This window comes from Amycolatopsis eburnea, assembly GCF_003937945.1.
Taxonomy (GTDB): domain Bacteria; phylum Actinomycetota; class Actinomycetes; order Mycobacteriales; family Pseudonocardiaceae; genus Amycolatopsis; species Amycolatopsis eburnea.
Genome location: NZ_RSEC01000008.1, coordinates 38819 through 55934 on the forward strand (window position 1 = coordinate 38819; position 17116 = coordinate 55934).

Sequence of the window (17116 nt, forward strand, 5' to 3'; positions counted from 1 at the left end):
GCGGGGGTGTGAAACCGCCGGACCGGTGCGCTGGATGCACCCGAACGCCGCCCATCCCTGGGAGCAGGCTCGCATCCAGCGCACCGGTTCGTCGTTTCAGGCGATCGGCGCGGCCAGCGATTCCGGCGTGCCGCGCACCGACGCTTCGGCGGTGCGCAGGCGGCGGACGGCCTGCTCCATCGTTTCCGGCGGCAGGGAAAACGGCAGCCGGATCCAGCGCTCCAGGCCACCGTGGACACCGAAGCGCGAACCGGGCGCCACCTGGACGCCGTGGCTCGCCGCCGCGACCGCGAGGCGCGAGCTCACCGGTTCCGGCATCCGGCACCACAGCGACAAGCCACCCTCCGGCAGCGCGAACGTCCAGTCCGGGAGGTGCTCGCGCACCGCGCCGGCCAGCGCGTCGCGGTAGCCGCGCAGCTCCTCGCGGCGGCGGGTCAGCGCGCTCTCGTCATCGAGCAGCTCGGTCAGCACCAGCTGCTCGAACACCGGTGAGCCCAGGTCGACCGCGTAGCGCGCGGAAACCAGCCTGCCGAGCAGGTCCTCCGACGCGCGGATCCAGCCGAGCCGCAGCCCGCCCCAGTGCGTTTTCGACGCCGACCCCACGCAGATCGCCAGGTCGCCGGCGAACGCGGCCAGCGGCGGCGGCCCGGCCAGCGGGTCGCCTTCGAGGTCCAGCTCGACGAGCGTCTCGTCCACGACGACCGGCGTCCGCGCGCGGCTCAGCACCGCGCCGAGCCGTTCGCGGCCGCCGGTGTCCAGGCGCAGGCCGGTCGGGTTCTGGAAGTCGACGACGAGGTAGGCGAACCGCGGCGACGCCTGCCGCAGCGCCGCGTCGACACCGGCGATGTCCCAGCCGCGCTCCCCGCTGGGGTCGAGCGCGACCGGCACCGGGATCGCGTGCGCGGCGCGGATCGCCTCCAGGGCGTTCGGGTACGTCGGCTGCTCGACCAGCACCCGGTCGCCGGGCCCGGCGAGCATGCGCAGGACCAGCACGAACGCGTGGTGCGCACCGTTGGTGACCATGACCTGCGCGGGGGTCGTCGGCAGCCCGCGTTCGGTGTAGCGGCGGGCGATCCGCTCGCGCAGGCCGAGCAGCCCGCGCTCCTGGTAGCCGTGGTCGCCGAGGTGGTCGGCGAGCCGGACGCGGGCCGTGTCGACCGCCGCGGCCGTGCCCGCGATCGCCGGCGAGGACGCGTGGGTGAAGTCGATCGAGCCGCCACCGGCCGGCGCGAGCGGGCCGCGGCGCCGCCGTCCGGGCGCGGCCACCCACGACCCGGCGCCCCGGCGGCTCGCGACGAACCCGTTCTCCCGCAACCGGTCCAGCGCCGCGCCGATCAGCGTCCGGCTGGCGCCGAGCGCGTCGGCCAGCTCCCGTTCGGCCGGCAGCCGGGTGCCGAGCGGGAGCTGGCCGTCGAGCACCTGCAGCTCGATGGCCGCGGCCAGGTCGGCCGCGCCCTGCCGGGAACCCTGCCGCCAGGAGCCCAGCATGACGGCCAATCGAGGCCCGGAGATGCGTCCACCCAGTGGGACTGCGGCTTCCATAAGGCCAATATCCTGGAATTGGCTATGGTTTACAAGGCCACTTGCGGCGGATAGTGCGGGTGTGGCTCAGATCGACCTCCGGCCCGTCCGGATTACCCGTGACCCCACCCGCCGCAGTGTGCAGCTGCTCGCGGGCCTCGCCCTCTACGGCACCAGCGTCGCCCTCGTCACCCGGGCCGGCCTCGGCCTCGAGCCGTGGAGCGTGCTGGCCGAAGGCGTCCTGAAGCACACCGGTCTGTCGTTCGGCACGGTGACCGGCCTGATCTCGGTGGTCGTGCTCCTGCTGTGGATCCCGCTGCGGCAGCGGCCCGGCATCGGGACCATCGCGAACGTCGTCGTCATCTCGGTGATGGTCGACGCCGTCCGCGCGGTGGTGCCCGACCAGCACGACCTGGCCTGGCAGATCGCGCTCCTGGCCGGCGGCATCGCGCTGAACGGCGTCGCGACCGCGACCTACGTCGGCGCCCGGCTCGGCCCGGGACCCCGTGACGGCCTGATGACCGGCCTCGCGGCCCGCACCGGCTGGTCGGTCCGGCTGGTGCGCACCGGCATCGAGGTCACCGTGGTCGTGGTGGGCTTCTTCCTCGGCGGGACGGTCGGCGTCGGCACCGTGCTCTACGCGCTCGCGATCGGCCCGCTGACCCAGGCGCTGCTGCCGTACGTCGTGTGGCGCGAGCGCGCCGCCTAACCGGCTTTGCGCTGCTGGACGACCCGGCGCAGCGTCGCGTAGTCGGCGCCGCGCCGGGCGAGGACGTCGTCGGTGCCGCGCTGCTGGGCCAGCGCGAGCAGGATGTGCTCCTGCCCCAGGTGCTTGTCGCCCAGCCGGACGGCTTCCTCGAGGCTCAGCTCGAGCGTCTTCTTCGACTGCGCGGTGAAGGGGATGTGCCCGCGCTTGGCCGGGCCCAGCCGGCCGGCCAGCGCCCCTTCGCCGTGGGTCTGCTCGACGCGCTCGACGATCTGCTCGACGTCGATGCCGAACTCGGTGAGCGCCTCGGCGTCGGCGTCGCTGACCCCGCCGCGGCGCCGGGTCCGCGCCAGCTCCTCGGCGATGTCGTCGGTGGCGACCCCCAGCTCGGCGAGCAGCGGGACACCGCCCTTGACCAGCCCGGCGAGCAGGTGCGCGGGCCCGATCTCCACCGAACCGGACTGGCGCGCCACGATCTGCGCTTCGACCACCGCCTGGCGGGCGTCCGCCGTGAACCGTTCGAACATCAGTGCCTCCCGTACTTCTTGTGCACGGCCTGCCGGCTGACCCCCAGCTCGGCGGCGATTTCCTGCCACGACCAGCCCTGCACCCGCGCACTGCGGACCTGCACGGCCTCCAGCTGTTCCAGCAGCCGCCGGAGCGCGGCGACCGCGCGCAACCCCACCCGGGGATCGCGATCACCGGCCCGGGCGGCCAAATCCGTCGCTTCCGTCATGCTGTCAACCTACGTTGACATCCGGCACCTGTCAACCGAAGTTGACGCGCTCATCGCGAAGCCCGCCGAGGACCGACGTACAGTCGGGAGATGCCCGAGATCGCGATCGCCGAGCGGGCCGGGGTGGGCGCCGACGGCCACCCACGCCCCACCGAGGACCACGTCGTCGTGCTGGACAACGCCGTGCTGGTCCTCGACGGCGCCACTTCGTCGGACCCCTCGCAACCACCCGGCGGCTGGTACGCCGAGCGCCTCGCGCGGCACCTCGGTGACGGCCTCCGCGCCGCGCCCGAAGCCGATCTGGCCGAAGCGCTGACCCGCGCGATCGGCGAGGTCAGCACGGAAAACCAGCTGCTGCCGCGGCAGTCGCCGTCCAGCACCGTCGCGGCCGTGCGGTGGCTCGACGACCGGGTCGACGCGCTCGTGCTCGCCGACAGCCCGGTGGCCGGGTTCGGCGGGTTCGGCGTCGACGTCGTCTCCGACGACCGGCTCGCCCGGCTGCGGCGGCGCGGCCTGCTCCAGACCGGCGCCGACGTGCGCCGCCGCCGCAACGCCCACGACGGGTTCTGGGTCGCCGAAGCCGAGCCGGGGGCCGCCGCGCACGCCGTGCGCCGGAGCTGGCCGCGGGCGGACGTCGAAGCCGTGCTGCTCGCCAGTGACGGCGTGTCCATCGGCGTCGACCAGTACGAGCTGTTCGGCTGGCCCGAAGTCCTCGCGATCGCCCGCACGGACGGGCCGGACGCCGTCCTCGACGCCGTGCGGACCGCCGAGAAGCAGGATCCGGACGGCGACCGCTGGCCGCGCCCGAAACGCCACGACGACCAGGCGCTCGTCCTGGTCGACTTCACCTCCGGGGGAATTCAGGGTCTTCCCTGATCACGCCCGGTACCGTTCTCCGAGAACCTGGACGGCATGGGGACGGAACAGGGGAAGCGCACGAGACCGTGGCGGCTCGTCGCGCTGGGCGCGATCGGGTGGGGGCTCTTCACCGCCGTGGTGCTGCACATCATCAGCTCGCACGACCCGGTGTACGACACGCTCTCGAGCTACACGGTGACCGACCGGGGTGAGGGCATGCTCGGCGCGAGCGTGCTGTCGCTGGCCATCGGGTCGCTCGCGGTGCTCGGCGCACTGCAGGTCGCCGGGGTTCCGCTGTCGCGGACGACCCGGCTGCTGCTCGCATTGTGGGCGCTGGGGATGGCCGCGGCCGCGATCTTCCCGGCCAGCTACCCCGAAGCGCCGGACCCGGTGAGCGGCGAGATCCACCTGTACGCGTGCCTGGTCGCGTTCTGCAGCCTGCCCGGCGCGGCGATCTCGCTGCTGGAACCGTTGAAGGGCCACCCGGAACGCGTCGCGCTGGTCCGGGCGATCCGGGTGACCGCCGCGGCGTTCGCGCTCTTCGCGCTGAGCTTCCTCTTCGTGCGGCTGAGCGAGGCCGGCGTCGAGCCGTTCGGCGTGGTCTCCGACGTCGTCCCGATCGGTGTCACGCAGCGGCTGCTGCTGCTCGCCGACGTCGCCCTGCTGCTGACGCTGCTGCGGCTGGCGACCCGGCTCGAATCAGCCTTCGACGGCCGCCGCGAATTCGGGCGCGTAGCCGTACAGGCCGGGCATGCCGCCGGTGTGCAGGAACACCACGTGGTCGTCCGAGGCGAAGTGGCCCGCCCATTCGACCAGCGCGGCGGCCACCTTGCCGGTGTAGACCGGATCGAGCACGACGCCCTCGGTGCGGCCGAACAGCCGTAGCGCGTGCCAGACGGCGTCGGTCGGGATGCCGTAGCCGGGGCCGAGCGTGGAATCGCCCAGCCGGGCGTGGCCGAGTGACGGCGGTTCGACGCCGAGCAGCTTGGCCGCGCCCGCGGTGAGTTCGCGCAGGTTCTCGGTGGCCTCGTCGAGCGGGTGGCTGACGCAGGCGACGCCGACACCGAGATTTCCCAGGAGCGCGGTGGCCAGGACGACGCCGGCCGCGGTGCCGCCGCTGGCGTGCGGGACGACGAGGTGTGCGCGCTCGACACCGCGTTCTTCCAGCTGCTTCGCGAGTTCGTACGTGGCCCGGACGTAGCCGAGCGCGCCGAGGTCGTTCGAGCCGCCGACCGGGACGGTGAAGACCGTGCGGCCCTCGGCGGCGGCTTCGGCGACCAGGCCGTCGTAGACGCGGCCGGTCTCGTCGCCGTCCGCGCAGACGTGGACGGTCGCGCCGAAGAGCTTGTCGAGCGGGATGTTGCCGCCGCGTTCGTAGGCGTCGCCGTCGCGCGGGACCTTCGCGGTGAGGACGAGTTCGCAGCGCAGGCCGAGCTTCGCGCACGCGGCGGCGGTCTGGCGGCCGTGGTTGGTCTGCAGCGCGCCGAAGGTGATGACGGTGTCCGCGCCCGCTTCGCGAGCGGCGCCGAGGTGGTATTCGAGCTTGCGGAGCTTGTTGCCGCCGGCGCCGAGCGGGTGGACGTCGTCGCGCTTGAGCCAGAGGTTCCGCAGGCCGAGGGCCTCGCCGAGGCGGGGCGCCGCCTGCAGCGGGGTCGGCCAGCCGCCGAGGTCGGCACGGGGGATCGCGGCCAGTGCGGCGTCGGGGAAGCCGGCGAAGTCGAAGGTCATGGGTCCCAGTCTGGCGGATGACTGGCCGAAGACCGGCGGTATCCGGTAACGTTCGTTCGAACGAACGAGAGTGTCCGGGAGGTGCCATGACCGCCACGAGCCTGGAATTCCCCGGCCTCGCCGAGCAGGCCGCGCGGCTCGCCGCGGGGGAAGTCACCGCCGCCGAGCTGACCGCGACCGCGCTCGGGCGCGCACACGCCAGCCAGCCGACGCTCAACGCCTTCCGGCACCTGCGCGACGCCGAAGCGCACGCCGAGGCCGCCGAGGCGGACCGGCGCCTGAAGGCCGGCGACCGCGCACCGCTGCTCGGCGTGCCGGTCGCGATCAAGGACGACGTCGACCTCACCGGCCTGCCCACGTCGTTCGGCTGCGCCGGCGACTTCCCGTGCGCCACCAGCGACGCGCCCGCCGTCGCGCTGCTGCGCGAAGCCGGCGCCGTCATCATCGGCAAGACCAACACCCCCGAGCTGGGCCAGTGGCCGTTCACCGAGGGCCCGGCCTTCGGCGCGACGCGCAACCCGTGGCACACCGGGCACACCCCAGGGGGTTCTTCAGGCGGGAGCGCGGCCGCGGTGGCGTCGGGGGTCATCGCGGCCGCGCTCGGTTCCGACGGCGCCGGGTCGGTGCGCATCCCGGCCGCGTGGACCGGGCTGGTCGGCATCAAGACCCAGCGCGGCCGGATCCCGACCGGCGGCGAGCTGTTCCACGGCCTGACCGTGCTCGGCCCGCTCGCCCGGACCGTCGAGGACGCCGCCCTGCTGCTCGACGTCGTCGCCGCGACCGGCACCACCTTCCGGACCGCGGCGGCCCGCGAACCCGGCAGGCTGCGGATCGGGCTGTCGACACGGATCCCGTTCACCGCCACCAAGACCCGGCTCGACCCGGTCGTCGAAGCTTCCGTGCGCCGGCTCGCCGAGTCGCTCGCCGGGCTGGGGCACGAGATCGTCGAGGTCGAGCCGGACTACGGGCTCATCGGCCTGACGTTCCTCCCCCGGTCGCTCACCGGCGTCCGCGACTGGACGTTGCGCGTGCCCGACCGCGCCGGGCTCGACCCGCGCACGCGCAGCAACGCCGGGCACGGCCGGCTGCTGGCCGGGCCCGCGCTGCGGCTCGCCCGCGCGCTCGAGCCGGGGCTGCACCGCCGGATCGGCTCGGTGTTCGGCCGCGTCGACGTGCTGCTGACGCCGACCACCGCGACCCCGCCGCCGCCGATCGGGACGTTCGACGGGCTGTCCGGCTGGGAGACCGACCAGGCCATGATCGCCGCCTGCCCGTACGCTTGGCCGTGGAACGTGCTGGGCTGGCCGGGGGTCAACGTGCCGGCCGGGCAGACGGCCGACGGGCTGCCGCTGGGCGCGCAGCTGCTCGGCCCGTCGCACGCCGAGGAGCGGCTGATCTCCCTCGCCGCGCAACTGGAAGAGGTCGAACGGTGGCCGGAGCGGCATCCCGAGACAAGCTGGTAAGCACCCGGGAAGCCATCCTGCGCGGCGCGCTGACGGTCGTCGGCGAGCACGGGGTCGGCGGGCTGACGAACCGCCGGATCGTGGCCGCCGCGGGCGTCTCGCTCGGCACCCTCACCTACCACTTCCCGAGCCAGACCGCGTTGCTGCGTGAGGCGATGCTGCTGTTCGTCGAGGAGGAGACGGCGAAGCTCGGCGCGATCGTCGACGGCTACCGCGCGGCCGGGCTGAGCGTCGAGCAGGCGGCGTCGGTGGTCGAGCACGTGATCGCGCAGCTGCCGTTCGGCGCCGACGAGCTGGGCGCGCACGAGCTGTACCTCCAGTCCGCCCGCGATCCCGGGCTGCACGAAGCTTCTTCGCGGTGCTTCGCGGCGTACGACGAACTGGCCGTGACGATCCTGGAGGCGCTGGGCGTGCCGGATCCGCGCCGGCTGGCCGGGCCGGTGGTGGCGCTGATCGCCGGGCTCCAGCTGCGCCGCCTGGCGACGGGCGAGACGGACACCCCGGTGGCCGAACCCCTGATGATGCTGCTCCGCGGCGCTTGATGGCACCCCCGATCGTCCGCGGCACGGCGGCGTGGAAGTACTTCGGCGACTTCCGCGACGCGCTCCTGGCGGGTCAGGTGCTGGTGCTGCAGGTGGCGCACCCGGTCGTCGCGGCGGGGGTGCGCGACCACTCGGACTACACGTCGGACCCGTGGACGCGGCTGATGCGGACGGGGGCGTCGCTGTCGATCTACGTGTACGGCGGGGTTTCCGGCGCACGGGTGGAGGCCGCGCGGCTGCGCTCCGTGCACCAGGCTTTCGTGGGGTCCCTTCCGGACGGACGCCGGTACAGCGCGTTGGATCCCTCGGCGTACGCCTGGGTGCACGCGACGCTGGTGATGGCTCCCGTTGACGCGCAACGGTTCTTCGGCCGTCCACTGTCCACATCGGAGCTTGACGAGTACTACGCGCAGCTGTGCGGCATCGGCCGGATCCTCGGCGTGCGGGAGCGCGACCTGCCGCCGGACTGGGCGGCTTTCTCGCGCTACTACGACGAAATGGTGGCGGGGTTCGCGGGCAACCCGACGATCGACCAGCTCTTCGAGACGATCGAGACGGTGCGCAAGCCCGTCGACTGGCTGCCGGACCGCTGGTGGCTCCCGCTGCGGCGGGCGCAGGCGCGGGGGCAGCTGTTCCTGATCCGGGCCACGCTGCCGCCCGCTCTTCGCGATCGCCTGGGCCTGCCGTGGAGTGCCCGCGACCAACGCCGCTTCGACCGCTTCGCACGGGTGGTGCGCGCGGTGTCGACCCCGCTCCCGCCCGGCCTGCGGACGGCGCACATGCGCTGGACCGGCCGCCTCAACGTCTGGTTCCGCGCCCACCCGAAGGCCTACGCGCGCTTGGTGGGCGGCAACGGCCCCGGCGCCACCCCGCCCCGAGTGCCGCCGGACGGGCCCGCGAGGTCTTGAATGCTCCCGGGCACCGCGGGGAACCCCCGCCCCGCGCGCCACTTTCGTAGGGAAAGTTGCGTCTCAGGCCTCGCGGGCGCTGACCCGGGCGTAGTGGGCGCGGGCCTTGGCGCGGTTCCCGCAGCGGGACATCGAGCACCACTGGCGGTTCCGCCGCGGTGAGGCGTCGCAGAACCGCAGGCCGCAGTCGTCCGCCGCGCACTCCCGGACCGACGCGTCGCCGGCCGCCAGGTCGATCGCGTCCGCCGCCAGTGCCGCGAACGCCGCGGCCACCGGGTCCTTCGGGGCCGGGACCTCGCGTCGCAGCACCCCGTCCGCCAGGACCAGGCGCGGCGGCGGCGAAGGCGCCGAAGCCGCCGCGTTGTTCACCAGCTCGACGTCCATCTCCGCCGGCACGCCGGACGGGAGCAGCACTCGGTCGATCGCCTCCCGCAGTGCCTTCGCGGCCAGCACGTTCCCGGCCGTCACCGGGACCGGCCCGGCCGTGAAACCTGCCAGGGACAGCCACTCCGCCAGCGCGTCGGGCCCGGTCAGCAGCTCCACCCCCGTCGAGTGCCTGCTGCGCAGCGTGTTGACGAGGTCGAGGCACGGCCGTCCGCCGTCGAAGACCCATTCCATGCCGCCGATTCTAACCCTTGAAGACAGTTAGAAGCCGCGCTACCGTCTAACCCCATGAACCGGTTAGAAACCGTCAACGGCCTCAAGACGCACTACCTCCGCGCCGGCGACGGCCCGCCGCTGTTCCTCCTCCACGGCTGGCCGCAGACGTCGTACTGCTGGCGGAAAGTCATCGAGCCGCTCGCCGAGACGCACACCGTCATCGCGCCCGACCTCCGCGGCTACGGCCGCACCGACAAGCCGCGGACCGGCTTCGACAAGCGCACCATGGCCGCCGACGTCGCCGCGCTCGCGACGCACCTCGGCTTCGACCGGGTCGCCGTCGCCGGGCACGACCGCGGCGGCCGCGTCGCCCACCGCTGGGCGCTGGACCGCCCGGACCAGGTCGAGCGGATCGCCGTCCTGGACATCGCCCCGACCCGCGCGATGTGGCAGCGCCTCGACACCGGCGTCGCGAAGGCCTACTGGCACTGGCTCTTCCACCTCCAGCCCGACCTGCCCGAGCTGCTCGCCGGCCAGAACATCGCCGGGTACCTCGGCTACTTCTTCGAACGCTGGACCCACCAGCGCCACGCGCTCGACGCCGACGCGCAGGCCGAGTACGTCCGCGCCTTCTCCCAGCCCGGCGCGCTCCGGGCCGGCTTCGACGACTACCGCGCCTCCTTCCCGGACGACGCCGAGCTCGACGACGCCGACTTCGCGGCCGGGAAGCGCGTCACCCAGCCACTTCTCGCGCTGTGGGGCGCGAACGGCCTGCTCGGCAGCCTCCCCACCCTCGACATCTGGCGGGAGTACGCCCCGGGCGCCACCGGCACCGCGCTCGCCGACTGCGGCCACTTCCTCCCCGAGGAGCAACCCGGCGAAGTGGTGGCCCACCTGCGGGAATTCCTGCGCCCCTGAGACCACCGGGGGTGCCGGTCCCCCGCACTGGGGACCGGGATTCCCTCGCCGCCGTGACGCCCGCCACCGGCCGCACTGGCTAGGTTCGGCACCACGATGGGGAGCAAATCGAAAGCGGCACTGCTGATGCTGCTGGCCGTGCTGGGGATCGCGGCCGGCGGCGGGACCGCGCACGCCGACGGCGCGCCGAGCGGCACCGACGTCCAGGTCGCGCAGACGCTCGGCGCGCGCGAACTCACCGTGATCATCCGCCGGGTCGACACGACGCCGTCGCCGCTGCGGGTCGACGTCGTGACGCACCAGGGCACCGCGCCCGGCACGCTGCACCTCGCCGTCGCGGCCGACGGGACCACCACCGCGCGCACGGACGTCGTCCTCGGGCCCGAACCCGGGGTGTACGCGGGAACCCTCCAGGTCGGCAAGCCGGGGCCGTGGGAGCTGTCGCTGAGCGACGGCACCGGCCCGGCCGCCACCATCCCGTTCCTCGTGCCGGCCCGCGTGGTGCCGCCGTGGGAGAAGGCGACCTACGGCGGGTTCGTCGCCGCGGGGGCGTTCCTGCTGCTCGCCCTGATCGTCGGCATTCGCGCGAAACGCACGGCCTACGCGCTCGTCCCGGCGGGCGGCGTGGTCGCCGCGCTCGCCGTGGCCGTCACCGGCGCGCTGCTGTCGGCGGGCACTCCCCCGCCACCCGCGCCCGGCAGCGTGCTGGACCCGACGTTCGACAACGTCACCGACCCGTACGCCAACGCGCTGTCGTCCACAGTGGACTACTCACGGCCGCCGGTGAACCTCGCCGTGGCAGCCCTGCGCGAAGATCTGAAGCTACGGCTCACCGACGGCGCCACCGGCCGTCCGGTCGACGACCTGCTGGTGCACGACAACGCGCTCGTGCACCTGGTGCTCATCTCGCCGTCCGGGCGCATGAGCCACCTGCACCCGGTGCGCGTCGGCCCCGGCGACTACCGCGTCCGCGTCGCCGATCCGGAAGCGGGCACGTACGCCGTCGGGGCGGAACTCGCCCGGCGCGGCGGCGGCGTCCAGCTCGTCCGGTCCACTGTGGACCTGCAGGGCACCGCCGCGCCCGCGCCCGAACCGCCGGGTCCCGGGCCGCGCACGATCGACGGCACGCCGGTCGACCTCACCGTCACACCCGGCACGCCGACCACGATCACCGCGCACTTCGAGAGCCAGGACCTCCAGCCGTGGCTGGGCATGCTCGGCCACCTGATCATCACCGGGCCGTTCACCGGCCCCGCCGGGGAAGGCGCCGCGAAGGCACCGACGTGGGCGCACGTCCACGCGATGATCCCGCCGGTCGCGGGCAGGCTCGACCGCCCCGACGAGACCGTCGCCGCGTACGGCCCGGACGTCAGCTTCACCTACACCTTCGCCGAGCCCGGCCGGTACCGGATCTGGCTGCAGGCCGAGCGCGGCTACCGCGTGCTGACCGTCCCGGCCGTGGTGGACGTCCCGACGACAGGAGCCGGCCGGTGAAACGCCCGACCACGCTGATCGCCGCCGTCGCCCTCGTCGCCGCGGCCCTGCTCACGTGGCTGCTCTGGCCGAGCGGCGGCGCGAAACCCACCACGCAGCAAGCGGTTTCGGGGCCCTACACCGTCCAGTTCTCCGCGGACCGGCCGCGCATCGGCGGCAACACGTTCGCCGTCGCGGTGACCGGGCCGGCGCCCGACGCCGTCACGATCGCGCCGGTGATGGCGCAGATGGGGCACGCGCTCCCGCCGGTGCCCGCCGGGCCGGACGGGCCCGGCCGCTTCCGCGCCGCGGACGTCGGGCTGCCGATGGCCGGGCAGTGGGAGATCACCGTCTCGCTGCGGGGCCCGGGCGGGGCCGCCCAAGTCGTCTTTCCGTTGCTCGTCAACTAAAGGAGGGTCGGGGGAAATGGATCTCACCGCATCCGGCGCCCGCGTGGCGTCGGTCGCGAAACCGGCGCGGACGGGGCTGCTGCCCGCCAACGTCGTGCTCGGCGGGTCACTGCTGTCGCTGGTCGGGCTGACCTGGGACATCCAGTGGCACAGCGACGTCGGGCCGGACACGTTCTTCACGCTGCCGCACCTGTTCCTGTACGCGGGCAGCGCGGTCGTCGGCTTGGCGAGTCTCGCCGTCGTGCTGCTGACGACGGCGGCGCGCCGCGCGGGCCGCCCGGTCGACCCACGGATCGGCGGGCGCGTGGTCAACGTGTTCGGCCGGACGTTCGCCGCGCCGCTCGGCTACCTCGTCTCGGGGGTCGGCGCGGCCACGTTCCTGCTGTACGGCCTGTGGGACCAGTGGTGGCACGGGCTCTACGGCTTCGACGCGGTCATCGACTCGCCGCCGCACATCGGGCTGCTGCTGTCGATCTCGGTGTCGCTGATCGGCACGACGGCGGTGTTCGCCGCGGCGCGGGAGCACCGCTGGGGCCGGCTCGGCACGCTGGGGTCGCTGACCGTGCTGCTGACGTTCGCGCCGGTGCTGGCGCTCGGGCTGCAGCAGGTGCCGGACGACTACGCCGACGCCGTGTCGATCGGCCAGTCGATGATGGCGGTGCTGCTGGTCGCGGTCGGCGCGGGCTTCTTCCGCCGTCCCGGCGGGGCGGTGGGCACCGCGGCGATGGTCGCGGCCGTGCAGGCGGTCTTCTGGTGGTTCTCGCCGTGGGCGGCGCGGGCGTACGCCGAAATGGTCGGGCTGCCGATGCGCGACGCGATCTCCGGGGTGCCGGAGATGCCGTCGCTGACGCCGATGGCCCTGCTGCCGGTGGCCGCGCTGATGGAGCTGGGCTACCTGGCCGCACGGCGCCGGGGGTGGCGCGCCGGCCGCGTTTCGGTGGTCGTCGGCGGGATCGCCGGGCTGCTGCTCGGGCTGAGCCTGCCGCTGCAGCGGGCCCTGCTCTACACCGGCGCGCACGTGCCGCCGGCCTGGTACCTGACGACGACGGCCGTCCTGGCCGGTCTGTTCGGGCTGCTCGGCGGGTTCGCCGGGTGGCGGTTCGGCGGGATGCTGTGCCTGCTGGCGCCCGCGAAGAAGGGGGAAACCGCTGATGCGTAAGGCACTCCTGGCCTTGGCAGCCGTCACCGGGCTGCTGTTCGCGACCGCGGCACCGGCGAACGCCTACGAGCCGGTCGACATCGTGCACACCGAGCGGGTGCAGGCCGGGCCGTACGGGCTGACCGTCGGGTTCAGCACCTGGCCGCTGAAGGCCATGCAGTCGCTGGACTTCACGTTCATCCCCGACGGCGGGATCGAGGGGAAGTCCGGCACGCTCATGATGATCAACCCGGAGGGCGGCCAGAACCGGAAGCAGCCGCTGGTCCGGCACCCGCGCAAGCTCGAGGTCTGGGGCCTGGACGTCCGGTCGATGCCGCGCCCGGGCGCGTGGACGTTCCGCTTCACCGTCAACGGTCCCGCCGGGTCCGGCACCGGCGAGCTGCGCGCGCTGCCGGTGCTGGAACAGCCGGGCCCGCCGATGGGGCTGAGCTGGGCGATCAGCACGCTGCCGCTGATCGGGCTGGTGGTGCTGGTCGTCGTGGCCTGGCGGCGGACCCGGAGCCGGTTGCGGGGCGGGGAGCTTCCGGCAACCGGGTGAGATTTCGCCCACATTCCGCGGCCACGCGTATCCGGACCGCCGCGAAGGCCTCCTTCACCGCAGAGGACGGGGAAGGGGGCCTTCGCCATTCGAGCACTCAGGCGGGTGATCATGATCACCCGGGCAGGGGAGGGATCAGGCGGGCAGGTCGAACTGCCCGGCCTTGACGGCGACCAGGAACGCTTCCCACTCGGCGGTGTCGAAGACGAAAACGGGGCTGGCCGGGAGCTTGGTGTCCCGGACGCCGATCAGGCCCTCGCGGCCCAGGTTGACCTCGACGCAGCTGCCACCGTTGGGCTCGCTCGCGAAGGACTTCTCCCACGCGGCCTCTTCGAACAGGGACACGGCCGTGTTCGGATCGTAATCCGCGAACGACGGATAATCCGCCATGGGTCGTACCTCCGAGGATCGATGGGGGGCGCGGCCGCGACCTGGGCCAAAGCGCCCGTTCCCGGCTACTCAGTGTCTCAATGGCCTAGGCCACAGGGCCAAGCGGGTGATCAACTAGCTTCGGCCTCGACATGAAGATTATTCCAGGAGTAGGATTAATCGCATCGGCCGGGGCGTCGGCGTCGGTGAACGACTGCCTGCGCGCGGCGGGCGGTCCCCGAGCGACGCCGAAGCGGCCGAAACCGAGGAACACCAGCCACCGCAGGAACCTCATGGGGGAGGATCAGCGTGATCGTCGAGGACAGCGCGCCACCGGGCGTGACCGTCGTGGGCAGGCTCGCCAAGGGCACCGCCGGCGAAGCCCGCCGGGTGGTCCACGTCTTCGGCCTGGACGCCGCCGCGGCCGGCACCGAGCTGATCCGGACCAGGTGCGGGGAAGCGCTTCCCCGGCAAGACGTCGAATGGCTGGCCCCCGGGGCCGGCATGCCGTGTGAACCCTGTCTCGGACTGACCGGCGGCGAGCCCGCCCGGGCACCGCGACGAGAGCTGGGGGTGTAGACGATGGCCGTCCGAATGAACTCGCTCTTCCGCCGCGAAGACGAAGAGCACCGTGGCCGCCGCGGGATCGGCGACGAGCTGCGCAACCGCTTCGGCTTCAGCCTGATCCAAGCACCGCTGCGCAAGACCACGACGTGGGCGACCGACCAGGACCTCCCGCTGCGGCGCTACTCCGACGGCGTCCGCACCACGCGGCCGCTGGAGACGTCGATCGACCTGACGCCGCTGCTGCGCGGCCGCATCGGCTCCCGCGCCTGACTGCCGCACCACCACGAAAGAGCCCCGGTTCCTCGATGGGACCGGGGCTCTCGCGCGTGCGGGCTACGGTTTCCGCAGCAGCAACCGGCCCTGGCGGAAGGGGCGCTCGTCCCCGGTGTGCTCGCGGTGCATCCGTCCCACCTCGGCCAGGCCCGCCGCGGCACCCAGCCGGGCCAGCTCGGCCACGGGCCACCGGTAGGCGAGCGTGACCTTGTGGTCGAACGTCGTCACCACGTCGCCGTCGGCCTCGAAGCAGCCGAGCAGCAGGACCCCGCCCGGCGCCAGCGTCCGGGCGAACTCGGCGAAGTAGCCCGGCAGCTCCGCCGGTGGCGTGTGGATCACCGAGTACCACGAGAGGATCCCGGCGAGCGAGCCGTCGGCGATGTCCAGCGCGGCCATCGATCCGACGGCGAAGCGCAGGTCCGGGTGCGCGGCGCGCGCCAGCTCGACCATCGCCGGGGACAGGTCGACGCCGGACGCGTCGAGCCCCAGCGAGCGCAGGTGCGCCGTGAGGTGGCCCGGCCCGCAGCCCAGGTCGGCGACCGGGCCGCGGCCGCGCGCGTAGTCGGCGAACGCCGTCCACGCCGCCCGGTCCAGCGGGTCGCCGTCCCAGACCGGGCCGACGAACTCCGCGTACTGGACGGCGACGGCGTCGTAGGGCGTGACCGTCACGGCTTGCGGCCGAGACCGCAGAGGTGGCCGACGAACGACGGGTCGTTCGCGAGCTTCTTGGTGGCCTTGGACTCCATCTCCTCCGGGTGCCACTCCGGCAGGTAGACGATGCCCGGCTCGACCAGCTCGAGGCCGTCGAAGAACGACGTGAACTCCGCGCGCGACCGCAGGTGCAGCGGCGTGCTCGACCGGTTGTACTGCTTCATGATCGACTCGCGGCTTTCGGAGTCGGCCATGTCCCCGAGCCCCTCGCTCGTCAGGTGCGAGGACAGGAAGTACGAGCCGGACGGCAGCAGCGACAGGTACTTCCGGATGGTCTGGGCCACCGGCTCGTCCTCGCCGAGGAAGTACAGGACGCCCACGATGATCAGGCCGATCGGGCGGTTCGGGTCGAGGACGCCGGTGTCGAGCGCGCGCTTCCAGATGTCGGCCGGGTCGCGCAGGTCGCCCTGCAGCACCGCGTGCCGGTCCGCGACGCCTTCCTTCTCCAGCAGCACCTGCGAGTGGGCGACCGCGACCGGCTCGTTGTCGACGTACACGCAGCGCGCGTCCGGGTTGACCGCCGCCGCGACCTCGTGGACGTTGCCGACCGTCGGGACGCCGGAGCCGAGGTCGAGGAACTGGTCGATGCCGTTGCGCGCCAGGTACCGGACGCCGCGGCCGAGGAAGTCGCGGCCGGCGCGGGCGACGGTCTTGATCATCGGGAACGTCTTGACGGCCTGCTCGCCGAACTGCCGGTCGATGGCCCAGTTGGCGGTGCCGCCGAGGAACCAGTCGTAGATGCGGGCCGCGTTCGGCCGCTCGAGGTCGACGCCTTCGGGGGCCTCGGGATCCTGCGTCGTCATGCGAACCGTCCTTCACGCTTGCGGCCGACACCGCCGACCACGCTCGCGAGGGGGACCGTGGCGGCGCCGGGCTCGGGGCGCCACTCTCCCACAGGCACGATCCCGGGCTCGACGACGTCGAAGTTACCGAAGAACGCCGCGATCTCGTCGAGCGACCGGGAAACCGCGGGCGAGCTCGACCGCTCGGACAGCTTCACCAGCCGCCGGATCTGCGCCAGCTCCTCCCCCACGACGCCGGACTCGGTCGCGTGCGAGAGCACGTACGCCGACCCGGGGGCCAGCAGCGTCCGGTAGTCGCGGATGGCTTCGCGGACGCCGGTGACGTCCGGCAGGAAGTGCAGCACGGCCACGCTCAGCAGGCACATCGGCCGGTCCGGGTCGAGCACACCGGTGGCCAGCGCGGCTTCCCACACCTCTTCGGCGTCGCGCAGGTCGGCGTACAGCACGGCGTGGCGGTCGGGGTCGCCGGTCTCCTCCAGCAGGATCCGCCCGTGCGCCACGGCGACGGGCTCGTTGTCGACGTAGACGCACCGGCTGTCGTCGGCGTGGTCGTCGGCCACCTCGTGCACGTTGCCCGCCGTCGGGATGCCGGAGCCGAGGTCGAGGAACTGCGTGATGCCTTCGGCGAGGCAGTAGCGGACGGCGCGGCCGAGGAAGTCGCGGTTGCTCCGGGCGAGGGTCTTGGCGAGCGGGAACGCCTGCACCGCCTGCTCGCCGTACTGCCGGTCGATCGCCCAGTTCGCGGTGCCGCCGAGTGCCCAGTCGTAGATCCTCGCCACGTTCGGCCGGTCGAGGTCGACGGCGTCGGGGAGGAAGTCGGGGTCCACGATGTT

Annotated in this window: 21 protein-coding genes and 1 pseudogene; 13 read left to right on the forward strand and 9 right to left on the reverse strand. The window is 73.4% G+C overall.

All coding sequences use genetic code 11. The annotated features are described in order from the left end of the window. Nucleotides 1–96: 96 nt before the first annotated feature. Nucleotides 97–1542, reverse strand: coding sequence for a MocR-like transcription factor YczR (gene yczR / locus EIY87_RS01215; RefSeq protein ID WP_191983901.1), 1446 nt, complete (start codon nt 1540–1542; stop codon nt 97–99). Between the two features lie 61 nt (nt 1543–1603). Between yczR and yczE the strand changes: the two genes are divergently transcribed. Continuing rightward, on the forward strand, nt 1604–2230 hold the full coding sequence (gene yczE, locus EIY87_RS01220; protein WP_125305785.1) for a membrane protein YczE: 627 nt from the start codon (nt 1604–1606) through the stop codon (nt 2228–2230). Here the strand turns inward: yczE and EIY87_RS01225 are convergent. Continuing rightward, nucleotides 2227–2754: a Clp protease N-terminal domain-containing protein gene (locus tag EIY87_RS01225; RefSeq protein WP_125305786.1), complete on the reverse strand. Its 528-nt coding sequence runs from the start codon at nt 2752–2754 to the stop codon at nt 2227–2229. The two genes, yczE and EIY87_RS01225, sit on opposite strands and share 4 nt — an antisense overlap. Beyond that, a complete protein-coding gene (locus EIY87_RS01230) occupies nt 2754–2963 on the reverse strand; it encodes a sigma factor-like helix-turn-helix DNA-binding protein (RefSeq protein ID WP_014154112.1) in 210 nt (69 codons plus the stop codon). Before EIY87_RS01230 ends, EIY87_RS01225 begins: the two co-directional genes overlap by 1 nt. Nucleotides 2964–3053: 90 nt before the next feature. Here EIY87_RS01230 and EIY87_RS01235 point away from each other — a divergent pair, with 90 nt between their 5' ends. Together EIY87_RS01235 and EIY87_RS01240 are read left to right on the forward strand one after the other, a co-directional pair. After that, complete coding sequence (locus tag EIY87_RS01235; RefSeq protein ID WP_125305787.1) at nt 3054–3839, forward strand: protein phosphatase 2C domain-containing protein; 786 nt, start codon at nt 3054–3056, stop codon at nt 3837–3839. Nucleotides 3840–3875: 36 nt separating this feature from the next. After that, nucleotides 3876–4439: pseudogene (locus EIY87_RS01240) on the forward strand (DUF998 domain-containing protein); the annotation flags it as partial. 81 nt (nt 4440–4520) lie between these two features. Here the strand turns inward: EIY87_RS01240 and EIY87_RS01245 are convergent. Then, the gene (locus EIY87_RS01245; RefSeq protein ID WP_125305788.1) at nt 4521–5549 is read right to left on the reverse strand and encodes a D-cysteine desulfhydrase family protein; all 1029 of its coding nucleotides are present in this window, start codon (nt 5547–5549) and stop codon (nt 4521–4523) included. A gap of 86 nt (nt 5550–5635) precedes the next feature. Here EIY87_RS01245 and EIY87_RS01250 point away from each other — a divergent pair, with 86 nt between their 5' ends. The 3 genes from EIY87_RS01250 to EIY87_RS01260 are packed head-to-tail and all read left to right on the forward strand — an operon-like array spanning nt 5636 to nt 8462. Beyond that, the gene (locus EIY87_RS01250) at nt 5636–7012 is read left to right on the forward strand and encodes an amidase (protein WP_125305789.1); all 1377 of its coding nucleotides are present in this window, start codon (nt 5636–5638) and stop codon (nt 7010–7012) included. Next, the gene (locus tag EIY87_RS01255; protein ID WP_125305790.1) at nt 6979–7554 is read left to right on the forward strand and encodes a TetR/AcrR family transcriptional regulator; all 576 of its coding nucleotides are present in this window, start codon (nt 6979–6981) and stop codon (nt 7552–7554) included. The genes EIY87_RS01250 and EIY87_RS01255 overlap by 34 nt, the downstream gene beginning before the upstream one ends. Then, a complete protein-coding gene (locus EIY87_RS01260; protein ID WP_125305791.1) occupies nt 7554–8462 on the forward strand; it encodes an oxygenase MpaB family protein in 909 nt (302 codons plus the stop codon). Before EIY87_RS01255 ends, EIY87_RS01260 begins: the two co-directional genes overlap by 1 nt. A gap of 63 nt (nt 8463–8525) precedes the next feature. Here the strand turns inward: EIY87_RS01260 and EIY87_RS01265 are convergent, their stop codons facing one another. Then, nucleotides 8526–9080, reverse strand: coding sequence for a CGNR zinc finger domain-containing protein (locus EIY87_RS01265; RefSeq protein ID WP_191983902.1), 555 nt, complete (start codon nt 9078–9080; stop codon nt 8526–8528). Nucleotides 9081–9134: 54 nt separating this feature from the next. On the opposite strand from EIY87_RS01265, the gene EIY87_RS01270 reads away from it, so the two are divergent. The 5 genes from EIY87_RS01270 to EIY87_RS01290 all read left to right on the forward strand — a co-directional run bounded on the left by EIY87_RS01270 (nt 9135) and on the right by EIY87_RS01290 (nt 13560). Next, nucleotides 9135–9980 (forward strand): alpha/beta fold hydrolase, encoded by an 846-nt coding sequence (locus tag EIY87_RS01270; RefSeq protein WP_125305793.1) that lies wholly within the window; start codon nt 9135–9137, stop codon nt 9978–9980. A 96-nt stretch (nt 9981–10076) separates the two neighbouring features. Beyond that, entirely contained in the window at nt 10077–11474 is a 1398-nt protein-coding gene (locus tag EIY87_RS01275) for a hypothetical protein (RefSeq protein WP_191983903.1), read from the forward strand. Next, on the forward strand, nt 11471–11863 hold the full coding sequence (locus EIY87_RS01280; protein ID WP_125305794.1) for a FixH family protein: 393 nt from the start codon (nt 11471–11473) through the stop codon (nt 11861–11863). Before EIY87_RS01275 ends, EIY87_RS01280 begins: the two co-directional genes overlap by 4 nt. A gap of 16 nt (nt 11864–11879) precedes the next feature. Next, entirely contained in the window at nt 11880–13022 is a 1143-nt protein-coding gene (locus EIY87_RS01285) for a hypothetical protein (protein ID WP_125305795.1), read from the forward strand. After that, the gene (locus tag EIY87_RS01290; RefSeq protein WP_125305796.1) at nt 13015–13560 is read left to right on the forward strand and encodes a hypothetical protein; all 546 of its coding nucleotides are present in this window, start codon (nt 13015–13017) and stop codon (nt 13558–13560) included. The genes EIY87_RS01285 and EIY87_RS01290 overlap by 8 nt, the downstream gene beginning before the upstream one ends. A 135-nt stretch (nt 13561–13695) precedes the next feature. On the opposite strand, the gene EIY87_RS01295 is transcribed toward EIY87_RS01290, so the two are convergent. Beyond that, on the reverse strand, nt 13696–13950 hold the full coding sequence (locus EIY87_RS01295) for a DUF397 domain-containing protein (RefSeq protein WP_125305797.1): 255 nt from the start codon (nt 13948–13950) through the stop codon (nt 13696–13698). Nucleotides 13951–14238: 288 nt separating this feature from the next. Here EIY87_RS01295 and EIY87_RS01300 point away from each other — a divergent pair, with 288 nt between their 5' ends. Both EIY87_RS01300 and EIY87_RS01305 read left to right on the forward strand, forming a co-directional pair. Further along, nucleotides 14239–14508, forward strand: a complete 270-nt coding sequence (locus tag EIY87_RS01300; RefSeq protein ID WP_125305798.1) for a hypothetical protein — start codon at nt 14239–14241, stop codon at nt 14506–14508. A gap of 3 nt (nt 14509–14511) precedes the next feature. Then, nucleotides 14512–14766, forward strand: coding sequence for a hypothetical protein (locus EIY87_RS01305; RefSeq protein ID WP_125305799.1), 255 nt, complete (start codon nt 14512–14514; stop codon nt 14764–14766). A gap of 63 nt (nt 14767–14829) precedes the next feature. On the opposite strand, the gene EIY87_RS01310 is transcribed toward EIY87_RS01305, so the two are convergent. The 3 genes from EIY87_RS01310 to EIY87_RS01320 are packed head-to-tail and all read right to left on the reverse strand — an operon-like array spanning nt 14830 to nt 17110. After that, nucleotides 14830–15438 carry a class I SAM-dependent methyltransferase gene (locus tag EIY87_RS01310; protein WP_125305800.1) on the reverse strand — a complete coding sequence of 203 codons (609 nt, stop codon included), beginning with the start codon at nt 15436–15438 and terminating at the stop codon, nt 14830–14832. Continuing rightward, nucleotides 15435–16283: an SAM-dependent methyltransferase gene (locus EIY87_RS01315; RefSeq protein ID WP_125305801.1), complete on the reverse strand. Its 849-nt coding sequence runs from the start codon at nt 16281–16283 to the stop codon at nt 15435–15437. Before EIY87_RS01315 ends, EIY87_RS01310 begins: the two co-directional genes overlap by 4 nt. Further along, nucleotides 16280–17110: an SAM-dependent methyltransferase gene (locus tag EIY87_RS01320; RefSeq protein ID WP_125305997.1), complete on the reverse strand. Its 831-nt coding sequence runs from the start codon at nt 17108–17110 to the stop codon at nt 16280–16282. The genes EIY87_RS01315 and EIY87_RS01320 overlap by 4 nt, the downstream gene beginning before the upstream one ends. Between the last annotated feature and the right edge of the window lie 6 nt (nt 17111–17116).